12 protein-coding genes and 1 tRNA gene are annotated in these 16620 nt (G+C 68.1%); 7 read left to right on the forward strand and 6 right to left on the reverse strand.

What is annotated here, in order from left to right:
• Positions 1 to 24 precede the first annotated feature (24 nt).
• Together SBI20_RS14255 and SBI20_RS14260 are read right to left on the reverse strand one after the other, a co-directional pair.
• Positions 25 to 1704, reverse strand: coding sequence for an amidohydrolase (locus SBI20_RS14255; RefSeq protein WP_317976147.1), 1680 nt, complete (start codon positions 1702 to 1704; stop codon positions 25 to 27).
• Positions 1705 to 1802: 98 nt separating this feature from the next.
• A complete protein-coding gene (locus SBI20_RS14260; RefSeq protein WP_317975639.1) occupies positions 1803 to 2720 on the reverse strand; it encodes an NAD(P)-dependent oxidoreductase in 918 nt (305 codons plus the stop codon).
• 120 nt (positions 2721 to 2840) lie between these two features.
• Between SBI20_RS14260 and SBI20_RS14265 the strand changes: the two genes are divergently transcribed.
• From SBI20_RS14265 to SBI20_RS14280, 4 genes are all read left to right on the forward strand, one after another.
• The gene (locus tag SBI20_RS14265) at positions 2841 to 4097 is read left to right on the forward strand and encodes a threonine ammonia-lyase (RefSeq protein ID WP_317975640.1); all 1257 of its coding nucleotides are present in this window, start codon (positions 2841 to 2843) and stop codon (positions 4095 to 4097) included.
• A 221-nt stretch (positions 4098 to 4318) separates the two neighbouring features.
• Positions 4319 to 5173: an arginyltransferase gene (locus tag SBI20_RS14270; protein WP_317975641.1), complete on the forward strand. Its 855-nt coding sequence runs from the start codon at positions 4319 to 4321 to the stop codon at positions 5171 to 5173.
• A 16-nt stretch (positions 5174 to 5189) separates the two neighbouring features.
• Positions 5190 to 7505: an autotransporter assembly complex protein TamA gene (locus SBI20_RS14275; RefSeq protein ID WP_317975642.1), complete on the forward strand. Its 2316-nt coding sequence runs from the start codon at positions 5190 to 5192 to the stop codon at positions 7503 to 7505.
• Positions 7505 to 11785 (forward strand): translocation/assembly module TamB domain-containing protein, encoded by a 4281-nt coding sequence (locus SBI20_RS14280; RefSeq protein WP_317975643.1) that lies wholly within the window; start codon positions 7505 to 7507, stop codon positions 11783 to 11785. The genes SBI20_RS14275 and SBI20_RS14280 overlap by 1 nt, the downstream gene beginning before the upstream one ends.
• Here the strand turns inward: SBI20_RS14280 and SBI20_RS14285 are convergent.
• The 4 genes from SBI20_RS14285 to SBI20_RS14300 form a co-directional block, all read right to left on the reverse strand.
• Positions 11779 to 12657, reverse strand: a complete 879-nt coding sequence (locus SBI20_RS14285) for a diacylglycerol/lipid kinase family protein (protein ID WP_317975644.1) — start codon at positions 12655 to 12657, stop codon at positions 11779 to 11781. The genes SBI20_RS14280 and SBI20_RS14285 overlap by 7 nt on opposite strands.
• 110 nt (positions 12658 to 12767) lie before the next feature.
• A tRNA-Gln gene (locus tag SBI20_RS14290) sits at positions 12768 to 12842 on the reverse strand.
• A 54-nt stretch (positions 12843 to 12896) separates the two neighbouring features.
• A complete protein-coding gene (gene yghU / locus SBI20_RS14295; RefSeq protein WP_317975645.1) occupies positions 12897 to 13739 on the reverse strand; it encodes a glutathione-dependent disulfide-bond oxidoreductase in 843 nt (280 codons plus the stop codon).
• Between the two features lie 92 nt (positions 13740 to 13831).
• The gene (locus SBI20_RS14300; protein WP_317975646.1) at positions 13832 to 14503 is read right to left on the reverse strand and encodes an HAD-IA family hydrolase; all 672 of its coding nucleotides are present in this window, start codon (positions 14501 to 14503) and stop codon (positions 13832 to 13834) included.
• 62 nt (positions 14504 to 14565) lie between these two features.
• Here SBI20_RS14300 and glmU point away from each other — a divergent pair, with 62 nt between their 5' ends.
• From glmU to SBI20_RS14315, 3 genes are all read left to right on the forward strand, one after another.
• Positions 14566 to 15954 carry a bifunctional UDP-N-acetylglucosamine diphosphorylase/glucosamine-1-phosphate N-acetyltransferase GlmU gene (gene glmU, locus SBI20_RS14305; RefSeq protein WP_317975647.1) on the forward strand — a complete coding sequence of 463 codons (1389 nt, stop codon included), beginning with the start codon at positions 14566 to 14568 and terminating at the stop codon, positions 15952 to 15954.
• Between the two features lie 63 nt (positions 15955 to 16017).
• Positions 16018 to 16224, forward strand: a complete 207-nt coding sequence (locus SBI20_RS14310) for a ribbon-helix-helix domain-containing protein (RefSeq protein ID WP_317975648.1) — start codon at positions 16018 to 16020, stop codon at positions 16222 to 16224.
• 8 nt (positions 16225 to 16232) lie between these two features.
• Positions 16233 to 16598 (forward strand): PIN domain-containing protein, encoded by a 366-nt coding sequence (locus SBI20_RS14315; RefSeq protein ID WP_317975649.1) that lies wholly within the window; start codon positions 16233 to 16235, stop codon positions 16596 to 16598.
• Positions 16599 to 16620: the final 22 nt, after the last annotated feature.

A 16620-nucleotide genomic window follows, 5' to 3' on the forward strand; every position in this document is an offset into this window, starting at 1 on the left:
GCATGGGCGTCGGGCTCCTAACGGTCATCCCCGGTTCTGGTTTCCGGTTTCGGGCGCGGCCTGATCATCGGGCCAGACTTTGCCGCCGCCCACCCATGTTTCGAACACGCGGGTTTTCGCGATGGCCTGCGGGCTGGCGGTCATCGGGTCGGTATCGACCAGCACGAAATCGGCGCGCAGGCCCGGCGCGAGGCGGCCAAAGCGGTTTTGCGCAAACCCGGCCCAGGCCCCGCCCGTGGTATAGGCGGCCAGCGCAGCGGCGCGGCTGACCTTTTCCTGCGGCTGCCAGCCCCCGGCGGGCTGGCCATCGGGGCCTTCGCGGCTGATCGCGGCGGCAATTCCGGCAAAGGGATCGGGCCGCTCGACCGGCGCGTCGGACCCGAAGGCGAGGCGTCCGCCTGCCTTGAGCACCGATTGCCACGCATAGGCCCCAGCCAGACGTCCGGGCCCCAGCCGCGCCTCTGCCATCAGCCGGTCCGAGGTCTGGTGGGTGGGCTGCATCGAGGCGATCACCCCGTTGCGGCCCACCAGCGGCATGTCGGCCGCGTCGATCACTTGCGCGTGTTCGAGCCGCCAGCGGCGGTCGCCTTTGTAGGTGGCCGAAAGATCGTCGACGGTGTGGAGCACGGCGGCATTGGCCGCGTCGCCAATGGCGTGGACCGCCACCTGAAACCCGTCCATCGCCGCCCGGCTCATCAGGTTGCCCAGCCGGGTGTCGTTCATCTGCGGCAGGCCGCGTGTGGCGGGAGCATCGGCATAGGGCGCCTTGAGCCAGGCCCCGCGCGAGCCGAGCGCGCCATCCATGAACAGCTTGACCCCGCCCATGCGCAGGCGGTCCTGATAGAGCCACGGGGTCGGCGCGGAGCCCGCGATCAGGGCCATCTGGTCGATGCCCATGGCATAGGCCATGATCCGCACGTAGAGTGTGTTGGCGTCGCCCGCGCGGCGGAAGGCCTGCCAGTCCTCGATGCTCGTGCCCATGTCAGCGACGGCGGTCAGCCCGCGGGCAAAGAGCAGCGACTGGGCCTTGGCCAGCGCGGCGTCGCGGTCGGCCCCGCGCGGGGGGGGCAAGTGCGGCGTCATCAGGTCCATCGCGGCATCGACCAGCACGCCTTCGGGGCTGCCATCAGCGCGGTGGGGGATCGTGCCGCCTGCCGGGGCCTTTGTGCCGGCAGTGATGCCTGCGGCCTTGAGCGCGGCGCTGTTGGCCCAGCCGGCGTGCCCATCGACCCGTTCGAGCCAGACCGGACGGTCGCCCAGCGCGGCGTCGAGTTCGGCGGCGGTGGGGAAGCGGCTGGCCCCGGTGCTGTCCTTCAGGCCCCAGGCTTCCTGGTTCCAGCCGCGCCCGACGATCCATGCGCGGTCGGGATGGGCGGCGGCAAAGGCGCGAATCTGGTCGAGTGCCTCGGCCAGCGAATGCGTGTCCGACAGGTCGAGCGAGAGGGCGGCCAGCCCCAGCCCCATGACATGGACATGCGAATCGATCAGGCCGGGCAGGATCACCCGGCCCTGACCATCGACATGATAGGCAAAGCCTTTCTTCGGAAGCTTGTCGCCGGGGTGGAAGACCTGAAGGATCGTTCCGGTCTGGTCGAACAGCAACCCGCTGACCGCCTCGACCTGCCCTTGCGCGTCGATGGTCTCGCCATGGACGTTGTCGAGCAGGGTGGCGGGGGCGGACGGAGGGGCTGCCGGGCGGGCCATGGCCGGAGCGGCACAACCCGCCACACAGGCCGCCCCACAGGCCGCCGCGATCATGGCGATAACCGCCGTGCCCGTGTGCCGGGCGGTCAGACGCGGCCTCACGCGGGCTTCTGGCCGCGCAGGGGGAGGCGGCGGATCAGCGCGCTGGTGTCCTGACGGCCACCGCCCAGCGCCTGCACGTCGGCATAGAACTGGTCGGTCAGCGCCGTGGTCGGCACGCTCGCGCCAAGGCCGCGCGCTTCCTCGATGGCGAGGCCGAGATCCTTGCGCATCCAGTCGATGGCAAAGCCGAAGTCGAATTCGCCCTTGGCCATCGTGTCCCAACGGTTGTCCATCTGCCACGATTGCGCGGCCCCGCCCGAGATCGCCTCGAACACGCGGTCGAGGTCGAGATGGGCGGCCTGGGCAAAGCGCATGGCTTCCGACAGGCCCGCGATGGTGGCCGACAGGCACATCTGGTTGACCATCTTGGTGGTTTGCCCGGCGCCCGGCTTGCCGACATGGACGATCCGCTTGGCATAAGCCGACAAAATCGGACGGGCGGCGGCCATGGCCTTGTCGCTCCCGCCGCACATGATCGAGAGGACGCCGTTTTCCGCGCCCGACTGCCCGCCCGAGACCGGGGCGTCGACACACAGGATTTCCTTGTCGCGACCCTCCACCGCGATCTGGCGGGCGATGCGCGCCGAAACGGTGGTGTGGTCGATGAATACCGCGCCCGGACGCAGCGTGGTGAACGCGCCATTGGGGCTGAGCACGACATCGGCCAGATCATCGTCGTTGCCAACGCAGGTGATCACCGCGTCGGCGTCCTGCGCGGCTTCGGCGGGGCTGGCGGCCACGCGCGCGGCAAGGCCGGGGTTGGCGGCCATCCAGGCCTCGCGCCGGGCATCGCTGCGGTTGAAGATGGTCAGGCGGTGGCCTGCCTTGCCCAGATGACGGGCCATCGGCCCACCCATCGTGCCAAGGCCAAGGAAGGCGATCGTGAGCGGCGGGGTCGTGAGGGGTGCAGTCATGAAGCCTTGTTTAACCGCTTTCCCGGGCCGCGCCACCCCCGCCGTGGCACGGGGGCGGGGATGCGGGGAGGGGGCCGGAAACGGTTTCTTTGCAGCCTTCTTTGCAGTAGGGGCTCCATCATGGAAAACCATAGCCAGAACCTCGCCCTTCAGCCCGCCCCGCAGGCGACGCTGACTCTTGCCGACGTCCACGCGGCGGCAGGGCGAATTATGGGACAGGTCGTGCGCACGCCCACCGTGCGGAGCGAAACGCTCAGCCGTATCACCGGCGCCGAGATCTACATCAAGTTCGAGAACCAGCAATTCACCGCCGCCTACAAGGAACGCGGCGCGCTCAATGCCCTGCTCCTGCTTACCGAAGAACAGCGCGCGCGCGGCGTGATTGCCGCTTCGGCGGGCAACCATGCGCAGGGGCTGTCCTATCACGGCACGCGGCTTGGCGTGCCGGTCACCATCGTCATGCCGCGCACGACGCCTGCGGTGAAGATCATGCAGACCGAGAGCGTGGGCGGCAAGGTCGTGCTCGAAGGGGAGACCTTCGACGAGGCCTATGCCCATGCGCGCAAGCTCGAAGGCGAACTGGGCCTGACGTTCGTCCACCCGTTCGACGACCCGGCGGTGGCCGCAGGGCAAGGCACGGTCGCGCTCGAAATGCTCAAGGACGTGCCCAGCATCGACATGCTGGTCGTTCCCATCGGCGGGGGCGGGCTGCTGACCGGCATGGCCACGGTCGCCCGTGCGCTCAACCCGGATATCGGGCTGGTCGGCGTGCAGGCGCAGCTGTTCCCCTCGATGTACGACAAGCTCAAGCATGCCGACCTGCCCTGCGGCGGGGATACGCTGGCCGAGGGCATCGCGGTCAAGGAGCCGGGCAAGTTCACCTCGGCCATTCTGGCCCAGTTGCTCGACGATGTCGTGCTGGTCGATGAAGGGCAGCTCGAATCGGCGCTGGCGCTGTTGCTCCAGATCGAGAAGACCGTGGTCGAGGGCGCGGGCGCGGCGGGCCTTGCCGCGGTCATGGCCAATCGCGCGATGTTCGAGGGGCGCAAGGTGGGCATCGTGCTGACCGGCGGCAACATCGACACGCGCCTGCTGGCCAATGTGCTGCTGCGCGATCTGGCCCGTTCGGGCCGCCTCGGGCGCCTGCGCATCGTGCTTCAGGACCGTCCGGGCGCGCTCTACAACGTGGTGGAGGAGTTCAACCGCCATCAGGTCAACATCCTCGAAGTCTGGCACCAGCGCATCTTCACCTCGCTTCCGGCCAAGGGCCTGACCGCCGAGATCGAGTGCGAGGCGCGCAACCGCGAACAGATCGACCTGCTCGTCCATGCCCTGCGCGACCGGGGCTATGACGTGACGCAAGTCGAACTGGCCTGATCTGCGCCATTAACCCGTTCCAGGTCGGCTGTCCCGGCCTGGAACGGGTCTGGCCCGATGGCTCGACGATGGTGACAATTGGCGGCTTCCGCCTTGCTCCCGGTGCGGATTTCGTGGTTAATAGGCTTTAATACATGGCCCGGTCGAGGCAGGTTTGCACGACCACGCCCGACCGGATCCCCCGGTGGCGCCATGGAACTGCCTGAAGGAACTGCCCGGCCGTGACTGCGCCTGTCCGCTTCCCCCGCTTCTTTGTCACCAGCCCCGCGCCGTGCCCCTATCTGCCCGGCCGCGAGGAACGCAAGGTCTTCACCGAGCTTCAGGGACCGGGCGCGGAAGACCTCAACGACGCGCTCAGCCGGATCGGTTTCCGGCGCAGCCAGGGGGTGGCCTATCGGCCCAGCTGTGTCGATTGCACGGCCTGTGTCTCGGTCAGGGTGGTGGCCGGGGAATTCCGCCCTTCGGCCACGCAGCGCCGCGAAATGCGCCGGAATGGCGATCTTGTCGCCACGGTGTGCAAACCCTGGTCGACCTCGGAACAATTCGACCTCTTGCGGCGTTACCTTGCCGCCCGGCATCCGGGCGGTGGCATGGCCACCATGGACGAGATGGATTTCGCGGACATGGTGGAACATACGCCGGTGAAAAGTTATGTGATCGAATACAGGGAGCCCACTGTCGATGGCAGCAAGGGCAAACTGGTGGGGGCCTGCCTGACCGATCAGCAGGGTGACGGGCTCTCGATGGTCTACAGTTTTTACGATCCACATCACGAAACGCGCGGCGGGCTTGGAAACTACATCATTCTCGATCACATCCTCCACGCACAGAGGATCGGCCTGCCCTACGTCTACCTCGGCTATTGGGTCGAGGGTTCCGCGCGCATGCAATACAAGGTCCGCTATCACCCGATGGAGCGTCTGGGCCGCGATGGCTGGCACGGCTTTGAACCCGCTGAACAGGCGCGCGCCATCGATCGCATCGTGCTGGCGGGGGCCGGGGAGCTGGCCTGCGGGTCGGGAGACAAACCCGAACTGGTTTCCGAACTGGCCGGAAGAGGCTATCCGCCGCTCTGACATCCTGCGCGCTTCCATGATGCGGTGGCTGGCAGGGCTGGCGCTTGCGCCGCTGCCCCTGTCGTTGCTGCCCCTGTCACCTTTGCTGGCCACGCCGGCCTGTGCCCAGTCGCGCAATGCCGATGCCGCGCTCGAAGCGCTGATTCCCGATTCCGCGCTCGACAATCCCGATGCCTGGGCGCTCGATACCGATGCCGCGCGCACCAAAGCGCCCGATGTCACCGCGCTGATCAGCCCCGATCCGCTGCCGCCCTTGCCGCCGATGCCGGGGATCACGCTCGACTGGCCCGACGCGGCCGAGCTTCCTCCCATCGAGCCGCTCACTCCCGATGCGGACATTGCCGATCTCCAGCAGCAGGCGCGCGAAGCGGGCGCGGCGCTCGACGCCGATGATCTGGCCCAGCCCGCGCGGATCGCCGATGCCGCGATCGTGCGGGTCGGCAAGCGGGTGATTCTGGCGTTCCCGCCCGAGGTGAACCCCGATCATCCCGTCATGGCCGACCGGGACGCCATCGTGGAGCGCTTCCGGGGCCTTTCGGCGCTGGGTACGCTGGCCGATGGCGAGGACAATCTTGCCCAGCTCACCCGCCGGGCCAAGAACGATGCCGAGCTTCTGCAACAGATCCTGCGTGTCTATGGCTACTACGACCCGGACGTGACCCAGTCGATGGAGCGGCCGGCTTCTGCCGAGGCCGCCTCTGCCGCGCCTGTCGCAGCCTCTGCTTCAGCCCCGGCCCCGGTTTCAGCACCGGACTCCACTGCGGCCCCGGCGCGTCAGGCCGAAAGCGCCGAGGCCTCCCGTGCGCGTCGCGCCGCGCAACTGGCCAGCACGGTCGTGCGGTTCGACATCCAGCCCGGCCCCCAATATACGTATGCCCATGTCACCCTTGGCGACGTGGCGGCGGCGCGCGAGGCAGGGCCCTTGCGCGCGGCATTCCACATCCGGCCGGGCGATCCGATCAATTCGGACAAGATCCTGACCGAAAAGGACAGCCTGACCAGGGCGCTGGGCGAGCATGGCTATGCTTTTGCCAAAGTGGGCGAGCCCGACCTCCTGATCGACCACGAGCCGCACACGGGCAACCTGACGCTGCCGGTCGAGACCGGGGGGCAATATGTGTTCGGGCAGGTCACCAGCAACCTGCCCGCCTACATGAGCGCGCGCCATCTGGCCCGGATTGCCCGGTTCCGTCCCGGTGATCCCTATCGCTTCAGCGAGATGGACGACTTGCGCGAAGGGATTCTGGCCACCAGCCTCGTCTCGACGACGACGGTCAAGGCGCGCGAGGCCCGAGCGCCCGCGCCGGGTGCGCCGGGGATCGTCGATGTCGATGTCACGCTGGCCAAGGCGCCCCAGCGCACGATCGCGGGCCTGCTGGGCTATTCGAGCGGCGAGGGCGTGCGCGTCGAGGCCAGCTGGGAAAACCGCAATTTCTTCCCGCCCGAAGGGATGATCAAGTTTCGCGGCGTGATTGGCACGCGCGAGCAGCTGGCCGGGTTCACCTTCCGCCGCAGCAATTTCCACGAGCGCGACCAGATCCTGACCGCCGATCTCTATGCCCAGACGATCAATGATCCGGCCTACAAGGCCAGCACTGTCTCGGCCACGGCGAGCCTGGAGAAACAGTCGACGCTGATCTTCCAGAAGCCCTGGACCTATTCGGTCGGGGTGCAGCTGGTCGGCACGCGCGAATCGACGTCGAACGCCACCCCGCGCGAAACCTATTTCATCGCCGCACTGCCCTTGCGCGGGGCCTATGACGGCAGCGACAACCTGCTCGATCCGACGAAGGGCTGGCGCCTGTCGCTGCGGGTTTCGCCCGAAATCTCGACCAGCAACGGGGTCCGCTCGACGTATGTGAAGTCGCAGCTCGATGCGAGCCTCTACCAGAAGGTGACCGACAAGGTCGTTCTGGCCGCACGCACGCGGATCGGCTCGATCACCGGGACCACGCTCGACAATATCGCGCCCTCGCGGCGGTTCTATGCAGGGGGCGGGGCTTCGGTGCGCGGCTATTCCTATCAGCGGGTCGGGCCGCTCGATGCGGGCAACAATCCGACCGGGGGCCGTTCGCTCAGCGAATTTTCGCTCGAAGCGCGCGTCAAGACCGGGCTTCTGGGCGGGGCGGTGGGCCTCGTGCCGTTCGTCGATGCGGGCACCATCGGCCCCCATGCCAATCCGACGCTGTCGGGCATGCGCATCGGCGCGGGTCTGGGCTTGCGCTACCTGACCAATTTCGGGCCGATCCGTATCGACGTGGGCACCCCGCTCAATCCGCGGGCGGGCGACAGCCGCCTGGGGGTCTATATCGCGCTGGGGCAGGCGTTCTGATGGCGCACGACGAACCCGACATGCCCGATATGGAGCAGACGCCAGAGACGCTGTTGGAGGCTGCTTCGGAGCAGCCCGAACGCGGTTTCCTCAACCGCTGGGCCCGCCGTCTGGCGACCGGGCTGATGGTGGTTCTGGCCGGGCTGGCCGCGCTTTTCGTCATCCTCGATTCGGCCATCGGCCACCGCTTCGTGATCGACCGTATCGCGCAAGTGACGCCCGGCTCGGGCCTGCGGGTGCGGATCGGGCGGATCGACGGCTCGCTGTTCGGCGCCTCGACCCTGCGCGACGTTGTACTGTCCGATCCGCAGGGGCGGTTCATGACCGTGCCCGAGGTGGAGCTGGACTGGCGCCCGCTCTCGTGGCTGCATCATGGGCTCGACATTCGCACGCTGGTCTTTCGGCGCGGCACGCTCTGGCGCACGCCGAAGATGAATCCGGGCGATCCGAACGCCCCGATCCTCCCCGATTTCGACATCCGCATCGACCGTTTCGCGCTCGAAAACCTGACCGTGGCCAAGGGCGTGATCGGCCAGCGCCGCCACATCGACGTGAGCGCGCGGGCCGATATTCGCGCGGGCCGGGCCATCGTCGATGTCCGGGGCCGTCTGGGCGGGCACGACCGCCTGCTGGTTCACCTCGACAGCCAGCCCGACCGTGACCGTTTCGAGCTGGGCGGCGTCTATGACGCCCCGCGCGACGGGTTGCTGGCCAGCCTGAGCGGGATCCGGCGCGACATTCATGTGCGGGTGGCCGGGCGCGGCCACTTTGCCGACTGGCATGGGTTTGGCTGGGCGCAGCAGGATGGCCGGACGCTGGCCGGGTTCCTGCTCGACAACCGCAGCGGGGCCTATCGCCTTGCCGGGCGGGTCTATCCGGGCGATCTGGTCAAGGGCATGGCCGCGCAGGCGCTGGGGGCCGGTACTGGGGCGGGCGAGCGCCACGATCCGCATGTTTCCCTCGTCTATCAGGGCACGTTCCTGGCCAACCGCGCGCAAGGGACGGCCTTTGCGGTCAGCCCGGTGTTCCGCGCGATGGCGCAAGGGGGGCTCGATCTGGCCGCCAACCGCGCGCAAAAGGTGAAGATCAGGGCGCAAGTCGCCCGGCCTGACGCCTTGCTCGGAAGTCAGGCGAAAGACATCGCGCTGGGCGCGGTGCGCCTCGATGGCACGCTCGACGGGGCCTTTACCGATCTTTCGTTCGCCCATGTGCTGACCATGGAAAGCCTCAGGGCGGGGACGTATGCCGCGCAAGGGCTGCGCACCGAGGGCACCATGCGCTGGAACGGCCACCGCCTCGTCGTGCCGCTGGCGCTGACGGCGCGGCAGTTGCGCAGCGGGCAGGCGACGATCGACCCCTATCTGCCCGGCGCGCGGCTGGCGGGCGACATCGTGGTGGACGGCAAGACGATTTCGTCCGACCCGCTCACGCTCCATCTCAAGGGGCTGGACGCGCGGATGACCTTGCGCGGCGACCTTGCGCGCGGCGGCTATGCGCTGGCCGGGCCGATCACCGCGCGGGGTTTGCGGGTGCCCAATGTCGGCACGCTCGACGGTACGGCCAAGATTCTCTTCAAGATCGGCGACGCGCTGCCCTGGTCGGTTCAGGCCAATCTGGCCGGGCGGCTCCATCCGTCTGACAATGCCACGCTGGCCGATCTGGCCGGGGGCGACATGCATTTTGCGGGCAGCGCGCGCATGGGCGGGGCGTTGCCGGCCTCGGTGCGCAAGTTCACGCTCACCGCGCCCAAGCTTTCGCTCACGATGGATGGCACTTTGGGCCGCGATGGCACCGGCAGCGTGATCGGGGCGGGGCGCTCTGCCGATTATGGCGCGTTCAGCGTCGATGCGCGGATGGCGCACGATGGGCCCCACGCCCAGATCGTGCTCGACAGTCCGTTGCCCGCCGCCGGAATCAGGGATGTGCGGCTGGGGATCACCCCGATTCCGCAGGGGATCGGGATTACGGTCGAAGGCCTGTCGCGGCTGGGGACGTTCAACGGCTCGATGGGGCTGTTTTCCGGCCATGGCCAGCCCACCCGGCTCCAGATCCAGTTCCTGCGCGTGTGGCAGACCGACGTGACCGGCGGGCTCGAACTGGGGGCGCAAGGGATCAGTGGCGATCTCGGCCTGCATGGCGGAGGCATCGACGGAACGGTCCATCTAGCCCCGCAGGACGGCGCACAGGCCGTCAAGGCCCTGCTGCTGGCGCGCAATGCGAAATTTGGCGGCGACAAGCCGATTGCCATCGGCAATGCCAAGCTCGATGTCGACGGGCTGTTCGGGCAGGGCAACAGCACGCTCAACGCCAATCTGGCCGCGCAGGGGATCGCCGTGGGCAAGATCTTCGTGGGCCGCATGGCGGCCAGCGCCACGCTGGTCAACGGATCGGGCAGCGTCACGGCCTCGGTCGCCGGGCGGCGTGGCACGCAGTTCGCGCTTCAGGGCACCGCCGCCTATCAGGACGACCGGATCATCGCCTATGTCGCGGGCAACTATGCCGGGCGCACGGTCGACATGCCGCGCCGTCTGGTGCTGGTCCGCGATTCTGCCAGCGTGGGCAAGCTGGCGCGCGGCTGGAACCTCGAACCCACGCAAGTCACCTTCGGGCGCGGCATCCTGATCGCGCAAGGGCATCTGGGCGGCGGGCACACGAAGCTGGGCCTCAAGGTCTCGCGTATGCCGCTTTCGGTGCTCGATATCGTGTTCGCCGATCTGGGGCTGGGGGGTGTCGGCTCGGGCCTGATCGATTTTGAAGACGATGGCACCGGGGCGCCGCAAGGGCAGATGGCGATCAAGGTGCGCAATTTCTCGCGCTCGGGCCTCGTGCTCACCTCGCATCCGGTCGATCTCTATCTCGTGGGCAAGCTCGATGCCGCCACGCTCCAGACGCGCGCGGTGGTCAAGGACCAGGATGCCGTGCGCGGGCGTATTCAGGCCGCGATTGCCGACCTGCCGCGCGGGGGCACCCTGTCCGAGCGCCTGCGCGGCGGACGGCTTGAGGCGCAAGTGCGCTACAGCGGCCCGGCCGAATCGCTCTGGCGCCTCTCGGGAATCGAGGCCTTCGATTTCACCGGCCCGCTCGGCGCGGTCGCCCATGTGTCGGGTACGCTCGATGCGCCGGTGCTGACCGGGGCCATGGCCGCCAAGGGCCTGCGCCTGCGGTCCTCGCTGATCGGCACCGATGTCCAGAATGTCGAGGCGACGGGCAGTTTCGATGCCTCGCACCTCGCGCTCCAGCGGTTTTCGGGCACCACCGCCAATGGCGGCAAAGTGGTCGGCAGCGGGATGATCGACCTGTCGGACATCGCGACCAGGGGCGTGGGGATCGACTTGCGGCTGGCCGCCAGCAATGCCCAGTTGATCCGCCGCGACGACATGACCGCGACTGTCACCGGCCCCTTGCGGGTGATCAAGAACGAGACCGGCGGGGTGATCGCCGGGCGCGTGCGGATCGATCAGGCCAGCTGGGCGCTGGGCAAGGCCAGCGCCGCGGCTGACCTGCCCACGATTCCCACGCGCGAGATCAACGCGCCTGCCGATGCCGCGCCGCCCAAGGCAGCCAGCGCGCCCTGGTCGTTCATGATCGATGCCTATGCCGAAAACCGCGTCGCCGTGCGCGGCATGGGCCTCGACAGCGAATGGGGGGCCGACATCCAGCTGCGCGGCACGACGGCCGCCCCGCAGATCACCGGCACCGCCGAAGTGGTGCGCGGGGCCTATGAATTTGCGGGCAAGCGCTTCGACCTGTCGCGCGGGCGCATCCGCTTTACCGGCACGGTGCCGATCGACCCGCAGCTCGACATCGTGGCGACGGGGGATGCCAACGGGGTCAATGCCTCGATCACCATCACCGGGACGGCGGCGCACACCTCCATCGCGTTCAGTTCGACGCCGAGCCTGCCCGAGGAAGAACTGCTCAGCCGCCTGCTGTTCGGCACCTCGATCACCCAGATTTCCGCGCCCGAGGCGGTGCAGCTGGCCGCCGCGCTGGCCTCGCTGCGCGGCGGGGGAGGGATGGACCCGATCAACAAGGTGCGCAGCGCCATCGGGCTCGACCGCCTGCGCATCGTGGGCGCCGATGCCACGACCGGGCGCGGCACCTCGATCGCGGTGGGCAAGTATCTGGGGCGGCGCTTCTACATGGAGCTGGTGACCGACGGGCGCGGCTATAACGCGACCTCGATCGAGTTCCGCATGACCCGCTTCCTCGCCCTGCTCGGCACGCTTTCGACGATGGGCAACGAGCAGATAAGCGTGCGCGCCAGCAAGGACTATTGAGGAGGAAGCCGGGCGTCGAAACGAAGGGGGCCCCCGGCCAGTGCGATGCGCACCGGGGTCTGGCCCACGATGTCGCCATCGGCCTGAACGGGAACGGGGCCCTCGTCGGCGCTGGCGATGGTCAGGCTGTGGGCCGAAAACCGGCGCCATGCCGGACTTTCCAGCGGCATCCGCTCCCTTCCTGCACCCAGCAGCGCGCCCAGCGCCAGCCGGGCGATGTCGCGGCGCCGCGCACGGGGCAGCAGGAGCACGCGCAAGTCTGCCCGGTCGAGCCGGGCCGCCGGGTCGAGCGTCCAGGGCCCGGCATAGAAGTGCCCCTTGAGCACGAAGACCGCTTCGGCCTCGTGGGGCTGGCCATCGACCGTCACGGCCAGGCGCGGGCGCGGCCAGTGCGCGATCTGGGCCAGTGCGGCCAGCACATAGGCCGCCTTTCCCCAGCGCGCCTTGCGCTCCGGGGTGACCCTCGCGACAATCGCGCTGTCGGGCCCGACCGAGGCGCAGCACAGGAAGGCCTGTCCGTCGATCAGCCCGTGGTAATGCGCGCGGGCCTGCCCGTCTTCCGCCCCGTCTTTCGCTTTTGTGCCGCTGGCCTCGATCTCCCGCGCGATCAGGTTGACGGTCCCGGCGGGCATGATCGCGAGGAGCGGGGAAAGGGCGGCACGGCGCAGGGCCTCGACCACCATGCGCGCAGTGCCATCGCCGCCCACGATGCCGACCATGTCGGCCTCATGCGCACGCGGATCGCGCGCATAGACGAGGCTGTCGAGGCAGGTGACGCGATGACCTTGCGCTTCGAGCGCAGCCTGCCAGCGCGCCACGCGGTCGGCGCGAAAATGCCCGGCATGGGGATTGCAGGCCAGAACGGCGGTCATCGAAGGACGGGCTGGCAGGGAGGGGCGGCAGGCGGAGATGTCTGGTCCCATGTCCGGGGAGGGCAAGCCGGGTTCCTCCATGCAGCGAGGAAGCGGGCTGCGGGCCTGACTGGCTGGGGCGGCAGGATTCGAACCTGCGAATGCCGGTACCAAAAACCGGTGCCTTACCACTTGGCGACGCCCCAGCAGGAGGCGCGCTTATAGCGGGACGTCGCCGAATGGGAAGGGGTTTTATTGGGTTAGTCTGTGGGAACGAGCGCGTCGAAATCGCGTGCGTCGTGGCGTTCGGCCAGGCCATCGGTGCGGTTGACGAGGCGGCCGCGCCGGGCGCCCGGCCTTGCGTCGATCTCGGCCACCCAGCGGCCCACATGCTCGTATTCGTGCATCGAAAGGAACGTGGCGGCATCGCCATAGGCGTCGCCGCGATGGATCGCGCCCATCCACGGATAGGCCGCGATATCGGCGATGGTATAGTCCTCGCCCGCCAGAAAGCGGCTTTCGGCAAGGCGCCGGTTGGCCACGTCGAACAGGCGCTTGGTTTCCATCGCGTAGCGGTCGATCGCATATTCGATTTTCGTGGGGGCATAGTGGTAGAAGTGGCCAAAGCCGCCGCCCATGAACGGCGCGGAACCCACCTGCCAGAACAGCCACGACAGGCATTCGGCGCGCGCGGGGTTTTCGCGCGGCAGGAACATGTCGAACTTTTCGGCCAGATGCATCAGGATCGCGCCCGATTCGAACACGCGGACCGGTTCGGCGCCGCTGCGGTCGACCAGCGCGGGAATCTTCGAATTGGGGTTGATCGCCACGAAGCCCGACGAAAACTGGTCGCCATCCATGATGGGGATCATCCACGCGTCGTATTCGGCCCCGCTCACGCCCGCTTCGAGCAGTTCTTCGAGCATGATCGTCGCCTTCTGCCCGTTGGGCGTGCCCAGCGAGTAGAGCTGGAACGGGTGCTGGCCGACAGGCAGGTCCTTGTCGTGGGTGGCGCCCGCGACGGGGCGGTTCAGGCTGGCGAAGGCGCCGCCGCTGGGCTTGTCCCAGGTCCAGACTTTGGGGGGCACATAGTCTTGGGACATGATTGTTCCTCTGGCGTTAACTTGCGGGGATGAGAGCCATGGTGGGGATGCTCTCGCCCGCAGGCAAGGGGTTGCTGAGGTAAGGGGGCCGCTCAGGCCAGCCGCGCGAGGGCCGGGACGAGTTCGTCGAAATGGTCGATCACCGCGTCCGCGCCCAGGTCCGCCGGGGGCAGGTCGTGGAACCCGAAGCTGACCGCGACAACCGGCAGGGCGGCCGCGCGGGCAGCCCCGATGTCGAACGTGGTGTCGCCCACGAAGGCCGCGCGCCCGCCGCCGCAGCGCGCCACCATCTCGCGCAGCATGTCGGGCGCGGGCTTGGACGTGCCGGGGCCCAGCGTGTCGCCACCGATCACCGTGGCAAAGCGCCCGATCAGGCCCAGTTCTTCGAGCAACTGGCGGGCGAAGACCTCGCGCTTGTTGGTGGCTACGGCCAGCCTCACCCCGCGCGCGGCCAGATCGTCGAGCATGGCCTCGCCGCCGGGAAACAGCCGCGAGTGGACCGCGATCGCCTCGCTGTAATAGGCAAACAGCCGGTCTTGCAGGGCGGGGAAGGCCTCCTCGTCGCAGCCGCCCGTGGCGATCAGCGCGCTGCGCAGCATCTGGCCCGAGCCGCCGCCGATGAACCGGCGCACCTCGGGCAGGGCGAACGTGGTCCGTCCGGCAAAGGCAAGCGTGCGGTTGAGCGCGGTGCCCAGGTCATAAGCCGTGTCGCACAAGGTTCCGTCGAGGTCGAAGCCAACGATAGCATAAGGAAATTCGCTCATGGCCCCATTCAGTGCCGGGCTGTTCTGGAAACTGCAAGGATAAGCTGGCAATGATGCGCGCCATGACCTCGACACACGAAGCCGCCCCGTCCGCTCCCTCCGCGCCCCTCGCTCTTGTCGTTCTTGCCGCCGGCAAGGGCACTCGCATGAAAAGCGACCTGCACAAGGTGCTTCACCCCATCGCCGGGCGACCGATGCTGGCCCACCTGATGGCCAGCGCCGCCGGTCTGGCGCCTGCGCGGCAGGTGGTGGTGGCCGGGCACGGGCGCGAGCAGCTCGAAAAGGCGCTGGGCGACAGCGCGACGATTGCCGTGCAGGAGCCGCAACTGGGCACCGGCCATGCCGTGTTGCAGGCGCGCGCGGCGCTGGCCGGTTTCGAAGGCGACGTGCTGATTCTCTATGGCGACGTGCCCTTCGTGCGCACGCAGACGATGGCCGCGATGATCGAGCGGCTGCACGCCCCCGATGCGCCCGCTGTCGTCGTGCTGGGCTTCGCGCCCGAAGACCCACTGCAATATGGCCGGGTGATCGCGCAGGATGGCCGCGTGCTCAAGATGGTCGAGCACAAGGACGCCAGCGAGGCCGAACGCGCGTGTACGCTGTGCAATTCCGGGCTGATGGCGGTGAAGGGCGCGGACCTTTTCGCGCTGCTCGATCAGGTCGGCAATGCCAATGCCCAGGGCGAATATTACCTGACCGACATCGTGAACGTCGCCAATGCGCAGGGCAAGACCTGTGCGGTTGTCGTTACCGACGATCCCGACGAAGTGGCCGGGATCAACAGCCGCGCCGAACTTGCCGCCGCCGAAGGCCGCTGGCAGGCCCGCCGCCGTCTTCAGGCCATGGCCGACGGGACCAGCCTCGTCGCGCCCGAGACAGTGTGGTTTGCCTATGACACGGTGCTGGGCCGCGATGTCACGGTCGAGCAGAACGTCGTCTTCGGTCCCGGCGTGACCGTGGCCGATCATGTGGTGATCCATGCATTCTGCCACCTCGAAGGGTGCCGCGTGGAGAGTGGTGTTTCGGTTGGACCCTTTGCGCGGCTGCGTCCGGGCGCGGCGCTGGAAGAAGGCAGCCGCGTGGGCAATTTCGTCGAGGTGAAGAACTCCCGGCTGGGCAAGGGCGCCAAGGCCAACCACCTGACCTATCTGGGCGATGCCGATGTGGGCGCGGGCGCGAACATTGGCGCGGGCACGATCACCTGCAATTACGACGGCTACTTCAAGTATCGCACGGTGATCGGCGAGCGGGCCTTCATCGGCTCGAACTCGGCGCTGATTGCGCCGGTGCGGATCGGTGCGGACGCCATCGTGGCGGCGGGCAGCGCGGTTTCGCGCGATGTGTCGGACGGCGAATTGCGGCTCGTGCGCGGGGAGCAACTGGTCAAGCCGGGCTGGGCCGACCGCTTCCATGACGCGATGAAGCGCAAGAAGGCCGACAGCAAGAAATGAGGCATCTTGCAAAGTGATATCGCGATATGATATCGCGATATCACTTTGCTGAGAGGGCCGTTCGTGCGCACGCTGGTCGACATTCCCGATGACGATATCGACAAGCTCGACGCGCTGGCTGCGCGGGGCGGGCGCTCGCGCGCGGCGGAAATCCGCGAGGCGGTGAAGGCGCACCTTTTGCGCAAGTCGAGCCAGGACTGGATCGCGCGCGGGGCGGGCTACTGGCAGGGGCGCGAGGCCCCGGCGGGCGACGGCGTGCCGGAGGCCTGAGCGCGCCCATGTCCGATCCCATCTTCGATACCGGCATTCTGGTCGACTGGCTGCGCGGCAAGCCCCAGGCGCGGGCCGAACTGCTGCGCTATCCGCGCCACCGGATTTCGCGCCTGACCTGGACCGAAATCTGCGCGGCCGAGCCGATGGAAACGCGCGATCATGTCCGCGAATTAATCGCCCCGTTCGAAATCGTCGAACTCGACGGGCGTATAGCCAGCGCCGCAGCCGACCTCATGGCGCGCATGGGCCTTGGCCTTGCCGCCGCCGTGGTGCTGGCCACCGCGCAAGTCAGCGGGGCGATCCTGGTGACACGAAATACCAAGGATTTTCCGGCCATCATGCCGGGCATCCGTATTCCCTACCAATCCTGAACAAGAAAGTCTGGGCCAAGCC

The sequence above is a fragment of the Novosphingobium sp. IK01 genome (genome assembly GCF_033242265.1).
GTDB lineage: Bacteria > Pseudomonadota > Alphaproteobacteria > Sphingomonadales > Sphingomonadaceae > Novosphingobium > Novosphingobium pituita.